16 protein-coding genes are annotated in these 18,300 nt (G+C 74.3%); 11 read left to right on the forward strand and 5 right to left on the reverse strand.

Annotated features, from left to right (window positions below; translation table 11 throughout):
* Window positions 1-22: 22 nt before the first annotated feature.
* Together ACFWBN_RS11065 and ACFWBN_RS11070 are read left to right on the forward strand one after the other, a co-directional pair.
* Window positions 23-1,741, forward strand: coding sequence for a serine/threonine-protein kinase (locus ACFWBN_RS11065; protein ID WP_385174001.1), 1,719 nt, complete (start codon window positions 23-25; stop codon window positions 1,739-1,741).
* Between the two features lie 68 nt (window positions 1,742-1,809).
* Window positions 1,810-2,727 (forward strand): squalene/phytoene synthase family protein, encoded by a 918-nt coding sequence (locus ACFWBN_RS11070; protein WP_385174004.1) that lies wholly within the window; start codon window positions 1,810-1,812, stop codon window positions 2,725-2,727.
* Between the two features lie 7 nt (window positions 2,728-2,734).
* Here the strand turns inward: ACFWBN_RS11070 and ACFWBN_RS11075 are convergent, their stop codons facing one another.
* Complete coding sequence (locus ACFWBN_RS11075) at window positions 2,735-3,499, reverse strand: transglycosylase SLT domain-containing protein (protein ID WP_385174008.1); 765 nt, start codon at window positions 3,497-3,499, stop codon at window positions 2,735-2,737.
* Between the two features lie 442 nt (window positions 3,500-3,941).
* Entirely contained in the window at window positions 3,942-4,937 is a 996-nt protein-coding gene (locus ACFWBN_RS11080) for a dihydrodipicolinate synthase family protein (RefSeq protein WP_385174011.1), read from the reverse strand.
* Window positions 4,938-5,008: 71 nt separating this feature from the next.
* Here ACFWBN_RS11080 and ACFWBN_RS11085 point away from each other — a divergent pair, with 71 nt between their 5' ends.
* The 5 genes from ACFWBN_RS11085 to ACFWBN_RS11105 all read left to right on the forward strand — a co-directional run bounded on the left by ACFWBN_RS11085 (window position 5,009) and on the right by ACFWBN_RS11105 (window position 10,327).
* Complete coding sequence (locus ACFWBN_RS11085) at window positions 5,009-6,007, forward strand: LysR substrate-binding domain-containing protein (protein WP_385174014.1); 999 nt, start codon at window positions 5,009-5,011, stop codon at window positions 6,005-6,007.
* A gap of 70 nt (window positions 6,008-6,077) precedes the next feature.
* Entirely contained in the window at window positions 6,078-7,166 is a 1,089-nt protein-coding gene (locus tag ACFWBN_RS11090; protein ID WP_385174018.1) for an S-(hydroxymethyl)mycothiol dehydrogenase, read from the forward strand.
* A gap of 120 nt (window positions 7,167-7,286) precedes the next feature.
* Window positions 7,287-8,591, forward strand: coding sequence for an alpha/beta fold hydrolase (locus ACFWBN_RS11095; RefSeq protein ID WP_385174086.1), 1,305 nt, complete (start codon window positions 7,287-7,289; stop codon window positions 8,589-8,591).
* An 83-nt stretch (window positions 8,592-8,674) separates the two neighbouring features.
* Window positions 8,675-9,439, forward strand: a complete 765-nt coding sequence (locus ACFWBN_RS11100; protein ID WP_385174021.1) for a PIG-L deacetylase family protein — start codon at window positions 8,675-8,677, stop codon at window positions 9,437-9,439.
* A 54-nt stretch (window positions 9,440-9,493) separates the two neighbouring features.
* Window positions 9,494-10,327: an enoyl-CoA hydratase/isomerase family protein gene (locus ACFWBN_RS11105; RefSeq protein WP_385174024.1), complete on the forward strand. Its 834-nt coding sequence runs from the start codon at window positions 9,494-9,496 to the stop codon at window positions 10,325-10,327.
* A gap of 38 nt (window positions 10,328-10,365) precedes the next feature.
* Here ACFWBN_RS11105 and ACFWBN_RS11110 read toward each other — a convergent pair whose 3' ends face one another.
* Complete coding sequence (locus ACFWBN_RS11110; RefSeq protein ID WP_385174027.1) at window positions 10,366-11,568, reverse strand: erythromycin esterase family protein; 1,203 nt, start codon at window positions 11,566-11,568, stop codon at window positions 10,366-10,368.
* 58 nt (window positions 11,569-11,626) lie between these two features.
* Between ACFWBN_RS11110 and ACFWBN_RS11115 the strand changes: the two genes are divergently transcribed.
* Entirely contained in the window at window positions 11,627-12,361 is a 735-nt protein-coding gene (locus ACFWBN_RS11115; protein ID WP_385174030.1) for a TioE family transcriptional regulator, read from the forward strand.
* A gap of 42 nt (window positions 12,362-12,403) precedes the next feature.
* Here ACFWBN_RS11115 and ACFWBN_RS11120 read toward each other — a convergent pair whose 3' ends face one another.
* Both ACFWBN_RS11120 and ACFWBN_RS11125 read right to left on the reverse strand, forming a co-directional pair.
* Window positions 12,404-13,303 carry an SDR family oxidoreductase gene (locus ACFWBN_RS11120; RefSeq protein WP_385174033.1) on the reverse strand — a complete coding sequence of 300 codons (900 nt, stop codon included), beginning with the start codon at window positions 13,301-13,303 and terminating at the stop codon, window positions 12,404-12,406.
* Between the two features lie 56 nt (window positions 13,304-13,359).
* On the reverse strand, window positions 13,360-14,517 hold the full coding sequence (locus ACFWBN_RS11125) for a hypothetical protein (protein ID WP_385174036.1): 1,158 nt from the start codon (window positions 14,515-14,517) through the stop codon (window positions 13,360-13,362).
* 195 nt (window positions 14,518-14,712) lie between these two features.
* Here ACFWBN_RS11125 and ACFWBN_RS11130 point away from each other — a divergent pair, with 195 nt between their 5' ends.
* From ACFWBN_RS11130 to ACFWBN_RS11140, 3 genes are read left to right on the forward strand one after another with little or no spacing between them, the layout of a single operon-like run.
* On the forward strand, window positions 14,713-15,690 hold the full coding sequence (locus ACFWBN_RS11130; RefSeq protein ID WP_385174039.1) for an NADPH:quinone oxidoreductase family protein: 978 nt from the start codon (window positions 14,713-14,715) through the stop codon (window positions 15,688-15,690).
* Window positions 15,687-16,877: an acyl-CoA dehydrogenase family protein gene (locus ACFWBN_RS11135; protein WP_385174043.1), complete on the forward strand. Its 1,191-nt coding sequence runs from the start codon at window positions 15,687-15,689 to the stop codon at window positions 16,875-16,877. Before ACFWBN_RS11130 ends, ACFWBN_RS11135 begins: the two co-directional genes overlap by 4 nt.
* On the forward strand, window positions 16,874-17,974 hold the full coding sequence (locus ACFWBN_RS11140; RefSeq protein ID WP_385174046.1) for an acyl-CoA dehydrogenase family protein: 1,101 nt from the start codon (window positions 16,874-16,876) through the stop codon (window positions 17,972-17,974). Before ACFWBN_RS11135 ends, ACFWBN_RS11140 begins: the two co-directional genes overlap by 4 nt.
* The last annotated feature ends 326 nt before the right edge of the window (window positions 17,975-18,300 follow it).

An 18,300-nucleotide genomic window follows, 5' to 3' on the forward strand; every position in this document is an offset into this window, starting at 1 on the left:
GCGCCGCCTACGATGACCGCCCATGGACACTGGTGAGTCTGGCAGACGGTTGATCGACGGGCGCTTCGAACTGGTCGCGCCCCTGGGCAGCGGCGGCATGGGTACGGTGTGGCGGGCCCGCGACATCGCCCTGCACCGCGAGGTCGCGCTCAAGGAAGTGCGCCCGCCGGACCCGGCCACCGCCGCCGCCCAGCCCGGACTGACCGACCAGCTGCGCGAACGGGCCGTCCGCGAGGCCCGCGCCCTCGCCCGCCTCGCCCACCCCCACGTGGTGACGATCCACCACATCGTCGAACCGGCGGAGGGCGCGGACGGGCATCCGTGGATCGTCATGGAGCTCGTCCGGGGCGGTTCCCTGCACGACCGGCTGGCCTCCGGGCCGCTGCCGCTCGCGGAGGTGCTGCGGCTCGGCCTCGACCTCCTGTCCGCGCTGCGTGCCGCACACGCCGAGGGGATCCTCCACCGCGACGTGAAACCGGCCAACGTGCTGCTGCGGCCCGACGGGTCGGCGGTGCTCACCGACTTCGGCATCGCGGCCCTGCACGGATCGACGGGGCTCACCGCCACCGGCGTGCTGATCGGCTCCCCGGAGTACATCGCACCCGAACGCGTGCGGGGAGAGGAGGGACTGGCCGCCTCCGACCTGTGGTCGCTCGGCATGCTGCTGTACGTGGCCGCGGAAGGGGTCCACCCGCTGCGCCGGGCCACCAGCCTGGCCACGGTCGTCGCCGTGCTGGACGATCCCATCCCGGTGCCCGTGCGTTCCGGCCCGCTGGGATCCGTACTGGAACGGCTGCTCGTACGGGACCCGGCCGCGCGGCCCGACGGGGCTCGGCTGGAACGACTGCTCCGGGATGCGAGCACTGCTCTCGGGGCCGGCCCGGGCGCGGGCTCCGGCGCGGCGCCGGTGGCCGGTCCCGCCGTCCCGGCCCCGTACGGGCAGTACGGGCCGCCCACCCTGCCCGCCCCGCCGCCGTTCGGCCCGGGGCCCTCGCCCTATGCGGTCACCACCGCGCCCCTTCCCCTGGCACCCGCCCCGCGCAGGCGCCCGGCCCTGATCGGCGCCGCACTCGCAGCGGTGCTGGCGGCCGGAGCCGTCGGCCTCGTCCAGTGGCTGCCGGACGGGACCGCCGGCAGCCGCGACGACGCGAAGGGCGGTTCCATAACCGGCCCCACCGCCACCGCCACCGCCACCGCCACCGCCACCGCCACCGCCACCGCCACGGCGACCGCCACCACTGTCGCTGCCGCGCCCAGCACCGGCCCGAAGCCGAACACGCCCAAGGCGGGCGCGGCCCGGGGCAGCCTGCTCACCCCGGAGAACATCCGGATCGCCCTGGAGGCGTTCAAGCAGCAGACGGGCACGACCACCTTCGTGGACCTGAAGGTCTACGACGGCTACGTCCTCGCCTCCATCCCCACCGGCCCCGGAGCCGAGACCGTGGACGCCTGGCAGTACCGCGACGGCGCGGCCAAGCGCACCGGTCCGGACGGCACGGTCAAGGACGGCGAGCCGCTGATCGACATGGCAGCGGTCGACTGGGACGCCCTGCCCGGCCTGTTGGAGCAGTCCAAGAAGGACCTCGGCGTCCCGAACCCGACCTCGCGCTACGTCATCGTCGAGCCCTGGATGATGGACCAGGTCCCCTGCATGCGCCCGTACCTCAGCGACGAGTACGGCCGTGGCGGCTACGTCCTCGCCGGTATCGACGGCAAGGTCAAGAAGGTCGTCCCTTCCTGACATCGTGTACCGGTACACACGCGTACGTACGGACGCGTGCTCGAAGAGGTCAAGGGAGCGAGATCGCCATGCCCAGCTGGCGCACCACACTCACGGCGGCCGGGATATCCGGCACCCGGCTGCGGGAGGACTACACATACGCCGCACGCCGGGTGCTCCGCCGCGAACCCGCCCCCTACCTCGCGCTGCGGCTGCTGGCCGCCCCGCCGCTGGTGCCCTGGCTGGCCGCCGGTCTCGCCTTCATGAACCTGGTCGACGACGTGGCCGAAACCGGTACCCCGCAGCAACGGGCCACCGCGCTGGACGCCTTGACCGGGCAGGTCGAGGCCGCCCTGAAGTCCGGGGACAGCCCCGACCCCGTGCTGCGCGCCTACGCCCACGCCGTGCACTCCCGCGCCCTGCCCCCGCACTGGGTCTCCCGGTTCCTGGAGGGCGCCGCCACCGCCGAGGCCGGATTCGACGGCTTCGGCTCCGAGGAGGACTTCCAGGCCTACCTCGACGCCTACGCCTGGCCCGGCGTACTGGTCTTCACCGGCCTCCATTACCAGGGCGGCCCCGACCCCGAACAGGCCGCGGGCTGGCGGCGGTTCGTCGACGCCGCCCAGCGCGTCGACTTCCTCGCCGACCTCGCCGGGGACCTCGCGGACGGCCGGCTCTGCATTCCGCGCGACCGTCTCGCCGAGCACTCCGTGACCCGCGCCGACCTCGAACAGGGCCGCGACACCCCGGCCGTACGCGCCCTCCTCGCCGACGAGACCCGCCGCGCCCGGGCCGCCCTCGACGCCACCGACGGGCAGCTCGCCCTTGCCGACCCGGGCCTGCGCCCCGTGGTCGCGACCATGATGGAGCTCATGGCGCAGCAGCTGACCGCCGTGGAGCGCGCGGGCATCACCGCCCTGCGCCGGGACACCGGCTACGGCCTGGTCGCCCCGCTGCGCATCCTCCTGCGGGCCCGCGCGCACCGTCCGCGCGCGGGCCGGCCGTGACACGTGGCTAGTAGGGCCCGTTGACGTTGTCGATGGAGCCGTAGCGGGCGGCCGCGTAGTTGCAGGCGGCGGTGATGTTGGCGACCGGGTCGTACGAGTCCGACGAGGTGCCCGGCACGTGGTAGGTGCGGAAGGTCGGGTCGATGACCTGGAGCAGGCCCTTGGAGGGGATGCCGTTCTGGGCGTTGATGTCCCAGTTGTTGATGGCGAGGGGGTTGCCCGAGGACTCCCGCATCACGTTGCGGTGAATTCCGTTGTAGGTGCCGGGAATTCCGTGCTCGGCCATCACGGCGAGAGATTCTTTGATCCAGCCGTCGAGGTTGTTCGCGTAGGTGGGGGTGATGGCGGGCCGGGCGGCGGACCTGCTCGCGCGGGGGGCCTCCGGCTGGGTGCCGAGCTTCAGTTTGATGCCGGGCCGGATGATCGACGGGTTGTCGCCGATGACGCTCTTGTTCGCCGCGTAGAGCTGCTTCCAGCCGCCGCTCACGGAATGCTCCACCGCGATCTCGGAAAGGGTGTCGCCGGCGACCACGGAATAGGTCGTGGGAGCGGCGGCCGCGGGAGCGGTGACCACGGAATTGGTCGTGGGAGCGGCGGCCGCGGGAGCGGTGACCACGGAATTGGTCGTGGGAGCGGCCGCCACCTCCGTCGCCCCTGCGGTGGTCGTGCTGATCAGGGGCAGGGCGAGCGCCGCGCCGCCCGTGCCGGCGAGGGCCAGCTTGCGGGTGATCGGGTGCTGCTTCGGCCGACGGTGCTTTCCCTTTGCGGGCATGGCGCATTTCCTCACGTGGGGGGACGGAGAGGCTCCCGACGTGGCCGGATTCGGCAGTGGAACACCGGGAATGAGGGTGACCGTAGGCGAGCGCGCCGGGCCGGAACAAGGCCCGATTTCCACCGGTAGATCGACATCCGACTATCCGCCCGGAAAATGACCTTGACGGCGCGTTCGGGTCATAGCCAACTTTCTTTCCGGGAAAAGGGAATCCGCCCCCTATGGGGAAATGATGTTGATGCTCCCGGAGTGACTCACATCACGGTTTGAAGGGCCCGTCGCGGCCCGCCCGGGCGGGCGGACAAGTCCGCTCTCGCCATGCCTCATTCGGGTGATCTGTACGTTGGTTGCGAATCGCCCATCTCGGACTCTTTCCGGGCAATCCCGAGCCCTCACCGCTCCCCTCGGCCGCCCCCTCACCCGCCCCTCGGCTTCCCCCGCCTCAGAGCTCCGCGAGCCGCTCCAGCGTGGCCGCCACGGCCGCCCGCGACGCCGGCAGGAGGGGGAGTCGCACCCCCGGATCCGGGATCCGCCCCTGGGCGTGCAGCACGCCCTTGACCACCGCGGGATTGGGCTCGGCGAAGGCCGCCGCCGAGAGCCGGGCCAGCGCGTGCCCCAGCGGCCGCGCCCGCGCCATGTCGCCCGCCCGCCAGGCGCCGGCCAGCTCCGCGAAGCGGGCCGTCGCCAGATGCGCCGAGGCCAGGATCCCGCCCGCCGCGCCCATCGCCAGCAGCGGGGAGAGGTAGGCGTCGTCGCCCGCCAGCACCGTGAACCCCTCCGGCAGGTCGCCGAGGAGCGCCACCGTGTCCTGGTCGATGCCGCCGCCCGCGTACTTCACCCCGGCGACCCCCGCGAGCGCCCCGAGCCCCCGCAGGGCGGCGGCGCCCAGCGGCTGCCCGGTTCGGTAGGGGATGTGATAGACGATCAGCGGTACGGGGCTCACCTCGGCCAGCCGCGCGAAGTGCGCCAACACCCCCGCCGCGGAAGGCCGCACGAATGCGGGCACCGTCACCAGCGCCGCCCGCGCCTGCGGCCACCGGGCGAGCCGGGCCAGCGAGGCCTCCGCGGCCCGGGTCCCGCTCGCCCCGGCCCCGACGGTCAGCAGCGCGCCCCGCTCCCCGCAGACCCGGGCGCAGACGTCGGTGACGAGGTCCCGCTCGGCCTCGTCCAGGGTGGCCGTCTCGGCGGTGGTGCCGAGGGTGACGATCCCGCCGGCGCCAGCGTCGAGCACCTCGTGGGCGAGCGCCTCCAGGGCGTCGGCGGCGATGTCCCCGGAGCGGGTGAAGGGAGTGACCAGCGGTACGTGGATCCCGCGGAGCGGGAGGCCCGCGGGGCCGTGGTCCGCCGGGGCGAGGTCCGCGGGGACGGCGTCCGGTGCGATGAGGTCCCGCGCGACGAGGTTCCGCGCGATGGGATCGGGTGCGATGTCCTGTGTCATGCCTCCGAGCCTCACCCGCCCCGAGCCCCGAATCCAGTTCGCATTTCTTACCCAACTCGTAAGCTGAGCCGATGCTCGACGTACGACGCCTGCGCCTGCTGCGCGAACTGGCCCGCCGCGGAACCATCGCAGCCGTGGCCGAGGCCCTGGCTTTCAGCCCTTCGGCGGTGTCCCAGCAACTCGGCGTCCTCGAAAGGGAAGCCGGACTGCCGCTGCTGGAGCGCACCGGCCGCCGGGTCCGGCTCACCCCCGCCGGGCAGAACCTGGTCCGCCACGCCGACGCCGTCCTCGAACGGCTGGAGCAGGCCGACGCCGACCTCGCGGAGGCGCGCGGCGGCCTGGCCGGCGCCCTGCGGATCGGTGCCTTCCCCACCGCCACCCGGGCCATCGTCCCGGCGGCGCTGGTCGCCCTGGCCCGGCGCCACCCGGGGCTGGAGCCGATGGTCTGCGAGACCGACCCGGCGGTGGTCGCACACGCCCTGCGGGCCGGGGACCTGGACGTGGCCCTGGTCCACGTGTACGACCTGGTGCCCGCCGCCCGGGAGCCCGGGCTCGCCACCGAGCCGCTGTACGGGGAGGCGATGTACCTGGCCGCGCCCGCGGGGGAGCCCCCGCGGGCGACCCCCGACCCGGATCCGGCTCCCGACGGGGGTCAGGCCCCCGACGAGCGTCCGGCACCCGGCCAGGACGCGGCCGCCGACCAGGGCGCGGTCCTCCGTACGCACGCCGACGACCCCTGGATCACCGCCACTCCCGGCACCCTCTGCCACGCCATGACCGTACGGGCCTGCCGGGCCGCCGGTTTCACGCCCCGGGTCCGCCATCAGGTCGACGAGTTCGCCACCGTCCTCGCCCTGGTCGCCGCGGGCCAGGGCGTGGCCGTCGTCCCCCAGCTCGGCATCACCGAGCCCGCCGAACCGGCCGTCCGCCTCACCCGCCTGCGCATGCAGCGCCGTACGCAGCTCGCCTTCCGCAGCGGCGCCGCCCGCCACCCGGCCGTGGCCGCCTTCGGCGCCGCCCTGCGCGCCTCCGTACCGCCCGACTTGGCCGGATCGCACGCCGCGGAGTGAGGCAACTCCCGTACCGCGCCGAGCCCGTGTACGTTCGGACGGAACTCAACGAGAGCGGGGTAGAACGAACGTGACGCATCGCGTACGAGGGGTCATCGCCCGGAGCAAGGGCGCGCCGGTGGAGACCACGACGATCCTCGTGCCCGACCCGGGACCGGGCGAGGCGCTCGTCCGGGTCCAGGCCTGCGGGGTCTGCCACACCGACCTGCACTACCGCGAGGGCGGCATCAACGACGAGTTCCCGTTCCTGCTCGGCCACGAGGCCGCCGGGATCGTGGAATCCGTCGGCCCGGACGTCACCTCCGTGGCCCCCGGCGACTTCGTCATCCTCAACTGGCGTGCGGTGTGCGGGACCTGCCGGGCCTGCAGGCGCGGCCGCCCCTGGTACTGCTTCAACACGCACAACGCCACCCAGCCCATGACCCTGGAGGACGGCACCCCGCTCTCCCCGGCGCTCGGCATCGGCGCCTTCGCCGAGAAGACCCTGGTCGCGGCCGGCCAGTGCACCAAGGTGGATCCGGCCGCCTCCCCGGCCGCCGCGGGCCTCCTCGGCTGCGGGGTGATGGCCGGCCTAGGCGCGGCCCTGAACACGGGCAACGTCGGCCGGGGCGACTCCGTCGCCGTCATCGGCTGCGGGGGAGTGGGCAACGCCGCCGTGGCCGGTGCCCGCCTGGCCGGCGCCTCGCGCATCATCGCCGTCGACCTCGACGACCGGAAGCTGGAATGGGCGCGGGGCCTGGGCGCCACCCACACCGTCAACGGCCGCAAGGAGGACGTGGTGCAGGCCATCCAGGGCCTCACCGGCGGAAACGGCGCCGACGTGGTCATCGAAGCGGTGGGCCGGCCGGAGACCTACCGACAGGCCTTCTACGCCCGCGACCTTGCGGGGACCGTGGTGCTGGTCGGCGTGCCGACCCCGGAGATGAAGCTCGAACTCCCGCTCCTCGACGTCTTCGGCCGCGGCGGGGCCCTGAAGTCCTCCTGGTACGGGGACTGCCTGCCCGAGCGCGACTTCCCGCTCCTCGTGGACCTCTACCTCCAGGGCCGGCTCGACCTGGACGCCTTCGTCTCCGAGACCATCCCCCTCGACGGCGTCGAAGCCGCCTTCGCCCGCATGGAACGCGGCGAGGTCCTCCGCTCGGTCGTCGAGTTCCCGTAAGCCCCCAGAGAGCCCCGAGGCCCGTACTAGACTCGCACGGACCGCCACACCCGTACCCCGGCCGCGATCCGGCCGGGGCGCGGGTCACCGCACCTCGCACCCCAGGGGCCGTCCGTGACCATCGCCCACAGCTACCGTCAGCCCGGTACGGTCCTCACCGACCACCGGTTCACCGTCCCGCTGGACCACACGCGGCCGGACGGCGAACGGATCGAGCTGTACGCCCGGGAGGTCGTCGCCTCCGGCAAGGACCCGGAGACCCTGCCCTGGCTGCTGTACCTGGAGGGCGGCCCCGGCTTCGGGGCCCGGCGGTTCATCGGCCGGCAGGCCTGGCTGGAGCGGGCCCTGGCCGACTACCGCGTCCTCCTGCTCGACCAGCGCGGAACCGGCCGCTCCACCCCGGTGAACCGGCAGACCCTGCCCCTGCGCGGCACGCCCGCGCAGCAGGCCGAGTACCTCGCCCACTTCCGCTCCGACTCCATCGTGCGCGACGCCGAGGCGATCCGCCCCGGCCTGACCGGCGGCGCGCCCTGGACCGTGCTCGGCCAGAGCTTCGGCGGCTTCTGCGCCACCCACTACCTCTCCACCGCCCCCGAGGGCCTCACCGCCGCCCTGATCACCGGCGGCCTCCCCTCGCTGACCGCCACCGCCGACGAGGTGTACGAGGCCGCGTACCCCCGCATCGAGCGCAAGAACCTGGCCCACTACGCCCGCTACCCGATGGACGCCGAGCGGGCCCGCCGCATCGCGTCCCACCTCGCCGAGCGCCCGGCCGAACTCCCCGGCGGCTACCGCCTCACCGTCGAGGCCTTCCAGTCCCTCGGCCTCCTCCTCGGCTCCGGCGACGGCAGCCACCAGCTGCACTACCTGCTGGAGGACGCCTTCGTCCCGACCCCCGCCGGCCCGGCCCTCTCCGACGCCTTCCTGGAGGGCGCCCGCGCGCTGCTCTCCTTCGCCGGGCACCCCCTCTACGCGCTGGTCCACGAGGCGATCTACGCCCAGGACCCGGCCGTGCCCACCGCCTGGGCCGCCGAGCGGGTGCGCGCCGGCCACCCCCGCTTCGACGCCGCCAAGACCCTCGCGGGCGACGAACCGCTCCTCTTCACCGGCGAGACCATCCACCCCTGGCACTTCACCGCCGACCCCTCCCTCGCCCCCTTGCGCGAGACCGCCGAACTGCTGGCCGCCCGTACGGGCTGGGCGCCGCTCTACGACCCGGCGCGGCTCGCCGCGAACGAGGTGCCGGTGGCCGCCGCCGTCTACCACGACGACATGTACGTCGACACCGCCCACTCCCTGGACACCGCCCGCGCCGTACGGGGCCTGCGGACCTGGGTGACGGACGAGTTCGAGCACGACGGCGTCCGCGCGGGCGGCACCCGCGTCCTGGACCGGCTCCTGGCCCTCGTACGCGACGAGGCCTGAGCCGACCGGCACAGCGACGCGGCGGCGCGGGCAGGGTGAGCCGCCCCCTGCCCGCGCCGGTCCGTTCGCCTACAGTGCGACGCATGACCGAACAACCTGATCAGCAGGCCCCCTTGCAGCCCATGCCCACCGACTGGCAGCGCGCCCTCGCCGTGGTCGCCCACCCGGACGACCTGGAGTACGGCTGCGCGGCCGCGATCGCGGACTGGACGGACGGCGGCCGCGAGGTCGTCTACCTCCTGGCCACGCGCGGCGAGGCCGGCATCGACACCATCGCCCCCGCCGACTGCGCCCCGCTGCGCGAGGCGGAGCAGCGGGCGAGCGCCGCCGTCGTCGGCGTGTCCCAGGTGGAGTTCCTCGACCACCGCGACGGCATCGTCGAGTACGGCCTCGACCTGCGCCGGGACATCGCGGCGGCCATCCGCCGGCACCGCCCCGAGCTGGTCATCACCCTCAACCACCGTGACACGTGGGGCGGGGAGGAGGGCGGCGGCTACTGGAACACCCCCGACCACAAGGCCGTGGGCCGGGCCGTCCTGGACGCGGCCGCCGACGCCGGCAACCGGTGGATCTTCCCGGAACTCATCTCCGAGCAGGGCCTGGAGCCGTGGAACGGCGTGCGCTGGGTCGCGGTGGCCGGCACCAGCACGCCCACGCACGCGGCCGATGCCGGTCCGGGCTTCGAGCGTTCGGTGAAGTCGCTGCTGGAACACAAGGCCTACATCGAGGTGCTGACGGACCAGGACCCCGAGGAGTACGTACGCACCTTCCTCGCCGGCAACGCCCAGCGGGCGGCAGCCCGGTTCGGCGGCGCCCCGGCGGTCCCGTTCGAGGTCTTCCCCCGCTGACCGGCCACCCCTAAGATGACGGATCGTCAGCTATCGACGGGGGTGCGGGACAGGGTGATCGACACCATCACCACGCAGATCGCGGAGGGCGAGGAGCGGATCCGGCTGGAGGTCGCGGACGGCGTCGCGGTGCTCACCCTGTGCCGTCCGGCCACACTCAACGGCTGGAGCTGGGAGTCGACCCGCCAGCTGGGCCTGCTGGCGGACCGGATCCGCTTCGACCCCTCGGTGCGGGCCGTGCTGCTGCGGGCCGAGGGGCGGGCCTTCTGCGCGGGCATCGACGTCACGGCCCCCGGCGGCGCGATCACCGGCGGATCCGCCGCCGAGCGCACCCGCAACTACTACGAGGGCATCCGCTGGGTCCACGAGCGGTTCGCGGTCCTCGCCCGCCTCCCGCAGCCGGTGGTGGCCGCCGTCCAGGGCTACTGCCTCGGCTTCGGATTCGAACTGGCGCTGATGGCCGACATCCGGGTGGCCGCCGAGGACGCCGTCTTCGCCCTGCCGGAGGCACAGCTGGGCGTGGCGGTGGACGCGGGCGGCGACCTGCGCATCGCCCGCGAGGCGGGCGCCGGCTGGGCCAAGTACCTGGCCCTGACGGGCCGACGCATCGACGCGGCGACCGCGCTGCGCCTGAACCTGGTCCAACTGGTCCTCCCCGGCCCGGAACTGGAGCCCACCGCCAGAACCCTGGCGGCCGACATCGCCGCCAACGCCCCCCTCGCCGTCCAGGGCATCAAACGCTCGGTCGACGCCTACGCGGACGCCGCCCTCCCCGCGGCCCTCGACCGCGCCGCGATGACCGCGGCCCTCACCCTCACCTCGGACGACTGCCGCGAGGGCTACACCGCCAAGGCGGCCCGCCGCCCGCCGCACTTCACGGGAGGCTGAGCCCCGGGCGAAGCGGATTCCCGAGAGTGGCCACAGCACTAGCTCCCCGGGACGTCCTTGACGAACACGAGGCCGTCGCTGTCCGCCAGGTGGGCCGGGTCGAGCGGGGCGTAGCCGAACCAGGGCGATACGCGGGGCGCGGGCCGCGTATCGCCGAGGGCGGTGGCCAGCCGGGGGGCGTCGATGACGCAGCGGTCCTGCGGGAGCGCGTACAGGAGTCCTTCGAGGGTGTCCGGCGGCGGGGTGTCCACGCCCCGGTGCCCGATCGTGCCGACGGCCGTGGCCAGGAAGCCGTACCCCTCGCCCAGGCGGGCGCTCACGAGCGCCCCGGCGCTCCACCACTCCAGCGGCGTCCCGCCCATCCGCATCGAGCTCTTCTCCCGCTGGAGATGGGCGTTGTGGGCGTGGACGAGTGCCGGGCCCCGCGCGGCGACGGCGAGGAGGTTGTCGGCCATCATCCGGCCCCGCACGCCCAGCAGCCGCGTCATACGGCCCGGTGAGTTGTCGGCCATCCAGTGGTGGTAGCCCAGCAGGCCGGTGGCGGTGCGCCCGTACAGGCGCGCCCTGTCCCACTCGTCCCGCGAGGTGGCCGCGATCAGGTGCGGCGTCTGCTCGTCGAGCAGTGCCACCAGGTCGTCGGCGAGCAGCCGCAGCTCGCGGGCCTCCGCGGACCGCCCCGCGGACCGGGACGGGTCCATCATCGCGGCGGGCTCGGTCCACCGGTCGTCGGCGCCGAGCAGGCGGTCGAGCGTGTCCGCGGTGCAGGGGAGCAGGTCCGCGTCCACCCGGGCCGCGAGGTAGCCGTGGAGTGCGGTGAGGGCCTGCCGGGGGCTCGCGGCGCCGGTGATCTCCAGCGGGCCGTCGAAGCCGGCGAAGCGGAGCCGGTCGGACGCGGGCCGGCCGTCGTTGTACGCCCGCATCCAGCGCACGAGTTCGCGGTTGGCCGCGGACGCGCCGAACCTGTGGCTGAACCCGCGCTCCATGACCTCGTCGAGGGTGCCCGTGCCCGAGGTGACGTGGTCGTCCACGACCAGGCCCATCAGGCAGTCGCTCTCGATCGCGATCGTCCGGTAGCCCTCCTGCTCGACGAGCTGCCGGAAGAGCGCGTTGCGCACTTCGAGCAGCGTGTCCTCGCCGTGGGTGGGCTCGCCCAGGGCGAGCAGCCGCGGCCGGGCCGGGAACAGCTTCATGACGGCGCCGGCCTCGACGGCATGGGCGGTGTTCGTGATGTCGGTTGCCATGCCCTCAACGCTATCGTTGAAGCCTCGGTTGAAACTTTTCCCCGATATCGTCGGGCCCATGGGGCAAAACCTTCAAACGGGCAGGCAGCTCAGGCCGATCGACCTGGCCCGCGGGCACGGCCTGTCCGCGCAGGCCGTCAGGAACTACGAGGAGGCCGGCATCCTCCCGGCCGCCGGGCGCACACCCCACGGCTACCGCACCTACACCCCGCTGCACGCGCGGGCCCTGGGCGCGTTCCTCGCCCTGGTGCCCGGCCACGGCCACCGGACGGCGACGTCGATCATGCAGGCCGTGAACCGGGGCGCGGTCGACGAGGCGTTCCGCCTCATCGACGAGAGCCACGCCCAGCTGCTCGACGACCGGCGGACCCTCCAGGCCGTCGAGAACGCCCTCCGCGACCTGGCGCCCGCCACGGCGCCGGAACCCGGCACGGCGGTGTCCGGGCGCGGCGACACGTTCATCGGGCCGCTGGCGAGGCAGCTCGGAATCCGGCCCGCGACGCTGCGCGCATGGGAGCGCGCCGGGCTGGTGCGCCCGCGCCGCGACCCGCTGACCGGGTACCGCGTCTACGACGGGGCCGACGTACGGGACGCCCGGCTGGCCCACCAGCTCAGGCGGGGCGGCTACCTGCTGGAGCGGATCGCCCCGCTGATCGCCCAGGTGCGGGCGGCCGGCGGGCTGGAGCCGCTGGAGGCCGCACTGCGCGACTGGCACGGCCGGCTGTCAGCCCGCGGGCGGGCGATGCTGACCGGGGCCGCCGAGCTGGAGGCCTACCTCCGCGAGCGCGGATGAGACTCCGGCCGCCGAAGGGCACGCCCCCTCGGTTCGGCCGGGTCACCCCCCGAACGGGCCGCGGCCCAGCTGGTCCCGTACCGGCTCGACCTCCGGGTTGACCAGGGCGCGGCGCTGCCAGTTCGCGCCGTCCACCACCAGGGTGTGGCCGGTGACGAAGCGGGCGTAGGGGGAGGCCAGGAAGGTCGCCGCCCAGCCCAGTTCGCGCGGGGCGCCCACGCGCAGGGCGGGCTGGCGCGCGTCCCGGGCGTCCGGTGCGGCCCGGTCCAGGCCCGTGCGGATGTCCTCGGTCATGTCGGCGTGCGGGAACAGCCCCGGGACCAGGCCGTTGATCTGGATGCCGTACGGGCCCCACTCGACGGCGAGCGTCTCCACCAGGTTCTTCACCCCGGCCTTGGCGGCCGCGCTGTGCGCGAAACCCGGTCCGCCGGTCCAGGCGTACGAGGCGCCGATGTTCACGATCGAGCCCGGCGTGCCCGCGGCCAGGTGGCGGCGGCCGAACTCGCGGGTCATGAACCAGGTGCCGGTCAGGGTGATGTCGACCACCGCCCGCCAGGCGTTGGGGGAGAGGTCCTCGGCGGGGGAGGGGAAGTTGGCGGCCGCGTTGTTGACCAGCACGTCCGGCAGGCCCAGCGCGGCCTGCGCCGCGTCGAAGACCTCCGCGACCCGCTCGGGGTCCCGGATGTCGCAGACGGCGGCCGTCACCCGGCCCGCGCCGGGGACGGCCGCCAGTTCCTCACGCGCCGCGTGGAGCTGCTCGGCGCGCCGGCTCGCGATCACCAGGTCGGCGCCGAGCCGTGCGAACTCGGCGGCGATGGCCTTGCCCAGCCCGGTGCCGCCGCCGGTCACGAGGACCACCTGCCCCGCGTACGTACCGGGGGGCAGGGCGGCGGCGCCGAGCGGCGGGGGCGCGGGCAGGCCGCGCCGGTTGTGGTCCGTCATGGGGCATCGATAGCGCGCCGGCGCTCACATCTCCATGCCCGCGACACCGCCTCCTGCTACGGCGCGTACGCCTGCCCGCTCGCGCAGGTCCAGATCACGGCGCTGCCCGCCCGGGTCTCCCGGTCGATGACGGTGCCGCCGACCCGGTCGTCATCGGTGGCGGCAAAGGCGCGGCTGAGCGGCACGCCGCCCGGGGCGCCCGCCGGGAAGGGGAGCGCCAGCGGAGCCCCCGTGCCGGGCCAGTAGACGGCCTGGAAGGAGGTGGCGTAGCTCTCCTCGAAGGCGGTGGCGGTGCCGACGGCCACGTTGGTGGTCGGGCTGCTGCCGTTGAACTCCAGGTGGCCGTAGCCCTTCACCCGGCCCGGATCGGCGGGCAGGGCGTCGTACGGCTTCTTCCAGACGGCCGGGGTCAGCTTCGGGTCGTTGCGGTAGTAGTAGTCCTCCAGGCCCACCACCCGGCCGCGGTCGTCGATGTCCCGGCCGATCGTGGCGAACGAGGAGTGGTAGCCGTTCCACACCTCCAGGCTGTAGGGCGGGTAGCCGCCCCCGGCGGGCCAGACCACCGGGAAGGTCTTGGTGACCTCGATGTCGTTCTCGGCGTCGAAGTAGGAGCCGCTCGCCGTGCCGACGATGTCGCCGCGCTTGTTGATGCCGGTGAGCGAGGTGACCTCGGTACCGGGGATCGCGTCGGCCGGAGCCGACAGTTCGCGCACGACCCGGCCGTTCACCCACTCCTTGGCGACGCCGTGGTCCACGGCGACGATCCGGCCCGACTCGTTGATGTCGACGCTCACCTCGTGCGCGACGGGCGCGGTGAGCGCCTCGGAGGTCGCGGCGCCCTTCTGGTGGGTGAAGGCGATCGTGGCGCGGTCCGCGTCGCGGGTGGCCGTGCCCACCATCAGGCCCTTGGCGCTGACGGCCTTGACGCTGCCCCGGTCGAAGCCCGCGGGCAGCGGGACGGCGTGGACCGTGTGCTCGGCGCCGGTCCAGTAGGCGGGCCGGTCGCCGCTCGCGCCGACGACGAGTCCGCCGGTGCCGAAGCCCGCCACGGCGCCCCCGCTCAGCCCGGGCAGGGCGGGCAGCAGCTCGACGGCCGGGCTGCACGCCGTCGGGCCGGCCGCCGCCGCGGCCGGGCCGGCGGCGGTGACCAGCCCCGCGAGGACGGCGGCGGCCGCCGCCGCGGCCGTCACGTTTCTCGTACGGATTCCGTTCATGGTTCGAGTCCCCCCGGTGGTGCGTGTCATGTGCCGTACGGCATCTGCCTGTTGATCTACGAGGGACATGGTGCCCAACAAACGCTCCGTGAGCACGCACCTCGTACGGAACGCTCCCGGGTGGGTTCACAGGAGGGCAAGCGACCGCTTAGTATGCGCGCGGAGCGGTTCCCCGACGGCGGCTGGAGGCCCCGGATGCAGGCATGGCGAGTACATACCCCCGGTGAACCCCGTGAGGCCATGCGCCTCGAAGAAGTTCCCGAACCGGTCCCCGGCGAGGGCGAGGTGAGGCTCCGGGTGCTCGCCGCCAACGTGAACTTCCCCGATGCGCTGCTGGTCCGCGGCCAGTACCAGATCCGCCCGCCGCTCCCCTTCACCCCCGGTGTCGAGATCTGCGGCGAGACCGAGGACGGCCGCCGCGTCATCGCCAACCCGAGCCTGCCGCACGGCGGCTTCGCCGAGTACGTCACCGCGCCCGCCCGCGCCCTGCTGCCCGCTCCGGACTCCCTCGACGACGCCGAGGCGGCAGCACTCCACATCGGCTACCAGACCGGCTGGTTCGGCCTGCACCGCCGCGCCCGCATCCAGCCCGGCGAGACCCTCCTCGTGCACGCCGCGGCCGGCGGGGTCGGCAGCGCCGCCGTCCAGCTCGGCAAGGCCGCCGGGGCCACCGTCATCGGCGTCGTCGGAGGCAAGGCCAAGGCGCGCACCGCCGAGGAACTCGGCTGCGACCTGGTCATCGACCGCACGGCGGAGGACGTCGCCGCCCGCGTCAAGGAGTTCACCGCCGGCCGCGGCGCCGACGTGGTCTACGACCCGGTCGGCGGGGACTCCTACACCGCCTCCGCCAAATGCGTGGCCTTCGAGGGCCGGATCGTCGTCGTCGGCTTCGCGAGCGGCACCATCCCCACCCCCGCGCTCAACCACGCGCTGGTGAAGAACTACTCCGTCCTCGGCCTGCACTGGGGCCTGTACGCCACCAAGGAACCGGCCGCCATCCTCGCCTGCCACGCCGAGCTCACCCGGCTCGCCGCCGAAGGCTCCGTGAAACCGCTGGTCAGCGAACGCGTCCCGCTCGCCGCGGCCGCCGACGCCGTGCAGCGCCTCGCCGACGGGACCACCACCGGCCGGCTGGTCGTCGTACCCGCCCCGGACGGGGGTGCCTCCCGATGACGCCCACCGCCGAGGACCTGGTCACCCGCACCCGGCACCTGCTCGCCGCGCACCCGCCCGCGGCCACCCCGCGCCCCGACTTCCTGCGCGCCCGCTTCGACGCCGGCCTCGCCTGGGTCCACTACCCCGAGGGCCTGGGCGGCCTCGGCGCCCCCCGCACCCTCCAGGCCGTCGTCGACGCCGAACTGGAGGCCGCCGGAGCCCCCGACAACGACCCGCGCCGGATCGGCATCGGCCTGGGCATGGCCGCCCCCACGATCCTCGCGTACGGCACCGAGGAGCAGAAGCGCCGCTTCCTGCGCCCCCTGTGGGTCGGCGAAGAGGTCTGGTGCCAGCTCTTCAGCGAGCCCGGCGCCGGCTCCGACCTCGCCGCGCTCGGCACCCGCGCCGTCCACGACGAGGACACCGGCGAGTGGGTGGTCGACGGCCAGAAGGTGTGGACCTCCAGCGCCCACACCGCCCGCTGGGCCATCCTGATCGCCCGCACCGACCCGGCGCTGCCCAAGCACCAGGGCATCACCTACTTCCTCTGCGACATGCACGCCCCCGGCGTCGAGGTCCGGCCGCTGCGCCAGATCACCGGCGAGGCCGAGTTCAACGAGGTCTTCCTCACCGGCGTCCGCATCCCCGACGCCCACCGCCTCGGCGCCGTCGGAGAGGGCTGGGCCGTCGCCCGCACCACCCTGATGAACGAGCGCGTCTCCATCGGCGGCATGCGCATCCCCCGCGAGGGCGGCATGATCGCCCCGGTCGCCGCCGCCTGGCGCGAACGCCCGGAACTGCGCACCCACGCCCTCCACCAGCGGCTCCTGGAACTGTGGGTCGAGGCCGAGGTCGCCCGCCTCACCGGGGAACGGCTGCGCCAGCAGCTCGTCGCCGGGCAGCCCGGCCCCGAGGGATCCGGCATGAAGCTCACCTTCGCCCGCCTCAACCAGGAGATCAGCGGCCTGGAAGTGGAACTCCTCGGCGAGGAGGGCCTCCTGTACGAGGACTGGACGCTGCGCCGGCCCGAACTGGTCGACTTCACCGGCCGCGACGCCGGCTACCGCTACCTGCGCGCCAAGGGCAACAGCATCGAGGGCGGCACCAGCGAAATCCTCCTCAACATCGTCGCCGAACGCGTCCTGGGCCTGCCCCCCGAGCCGCGCGACGACAAGGACCTCGCCTGGAAGGACCTGGCCCGATGACGGATCTGCTGTACTCGGACACCGAAGAGGAACTCCGCTCCGCCGTACGCTCCCTCCTCGCCGACCGCTGCGACAGCGCGGCCGTCCTCGCCCGCGCCGAGACCGGCCGCCCGCACGACCCGGCCCTGTGGGACACCCTCGCCACCGGGATCGGCGCCGCCGGACTGCTCGTACCGGAGAAGCTCGGCGGCCAGGGCGCGAGCCACCGCGAGGCGGCCGTGGTCCTGGAGGAGCTGGGCCGGGCCGTGGCGCCCGTCCCGTACCTGACGAGCGCGGTGCTCGCGACGGAGATCCTGCTCGGCTGCGACACGCCCGAAGTCACCCCGCTGCTCCGGGAGCTGGCCTCCGGCGACCGGGTGTGCGTACCGGTGGTACCGCTGAGCCTCGCCCCCGGCGCGCCCCTGCCCGTCGGCGCCGTCCGGGATTCCGGAGGAGGCGTCCTGACCGGCAGGGTCACCGCCGTCGCGGACGCCGTGGCCGCCGATGTCCTGCTGGTCCTCGCCGACACCGGGCTGTACGCCGTGCCGGCCGCCTCGGCCGAGCTGGCCGCCCAGGTCCCGCTGGACCTGACCCGCCCCCTGGCCACCGTCACCCTCGGCGCCGCTGCGGGCACCCTGCTCGCGGACCCGGCCACGGCTCGGGCGGCCGTCGCCGGAGCGCTGCTCTCCGGGGCGGGGCTGCTCGCCTCCGAGCAGCTCGGGATCGCCGAGTGGTGCCTGACGGAGACCGTCGGGTACGTCCGGGGCCGCCACCAGTTCAACCGGCCCGTCGGCTCCTTCCAGGCCCTCAAGCACCGCCTCGCGCGGCTCTGGCTCGACGTGGCCTCCGCCCGCGCGGCGGCCAGGGCGGCGGCCGACGCCCTGGCCGTGGCGGCCCCCGACGCCCCGCTGACGGTGGCCGTCGCCCAGGCGTACTGCTCGGGGGTGGCCGTCCGGGCCGCGGAGGAATGCGTCCAGCTCCACGGGGGGATCGGCATGACGTGGGAGCACCCGGCCCACCTCTACCTCAAGCGGGCCAAGGCCGATGCCGTTGCCCTCGGCACGGCGGGCCACCACCGCGGCCTGGTGGCCGACTTCGCGGAGCTCCCGTCCCCCTGACCCTCCCGCTGCGCGGGCCTTCCCCCACCCCGCCCCTCCCCGATCCTGCGGGCTCCGCCCCCAGCCCCCCGCGCCTCAATCGCCGGCGGGGCTGGGTGGTGCCCGGCGCCGCCGAACAGGTGCGGCTCAAAGACCTGGGGCTCCGCCCCAGACCCCGCTCCTCAAACGCCGGAGGGGCTGGATTTTGCCCGGCCTGGGCTGGAAAGTGCACCAGGGCGGGTGGGATCGGCACGAGGGAGGGGTTGGCCGGGGTCGGGGACGGGGTGGGGTGTTGGCCGGGACGTAAAACGTGATTTGTGGCGCGCACCAAGCCCGTACAGGTCAAT

The sequence above is a fragment of the Streptomyces sp. NPDC059989 genome (assembly GCF_042736975.1).
Taxonomy (GTDB): Bacteria; Actinomycetota; Actinomycetes; order Streptomycetales; family Streptomycetaceae; genus Streptomyces.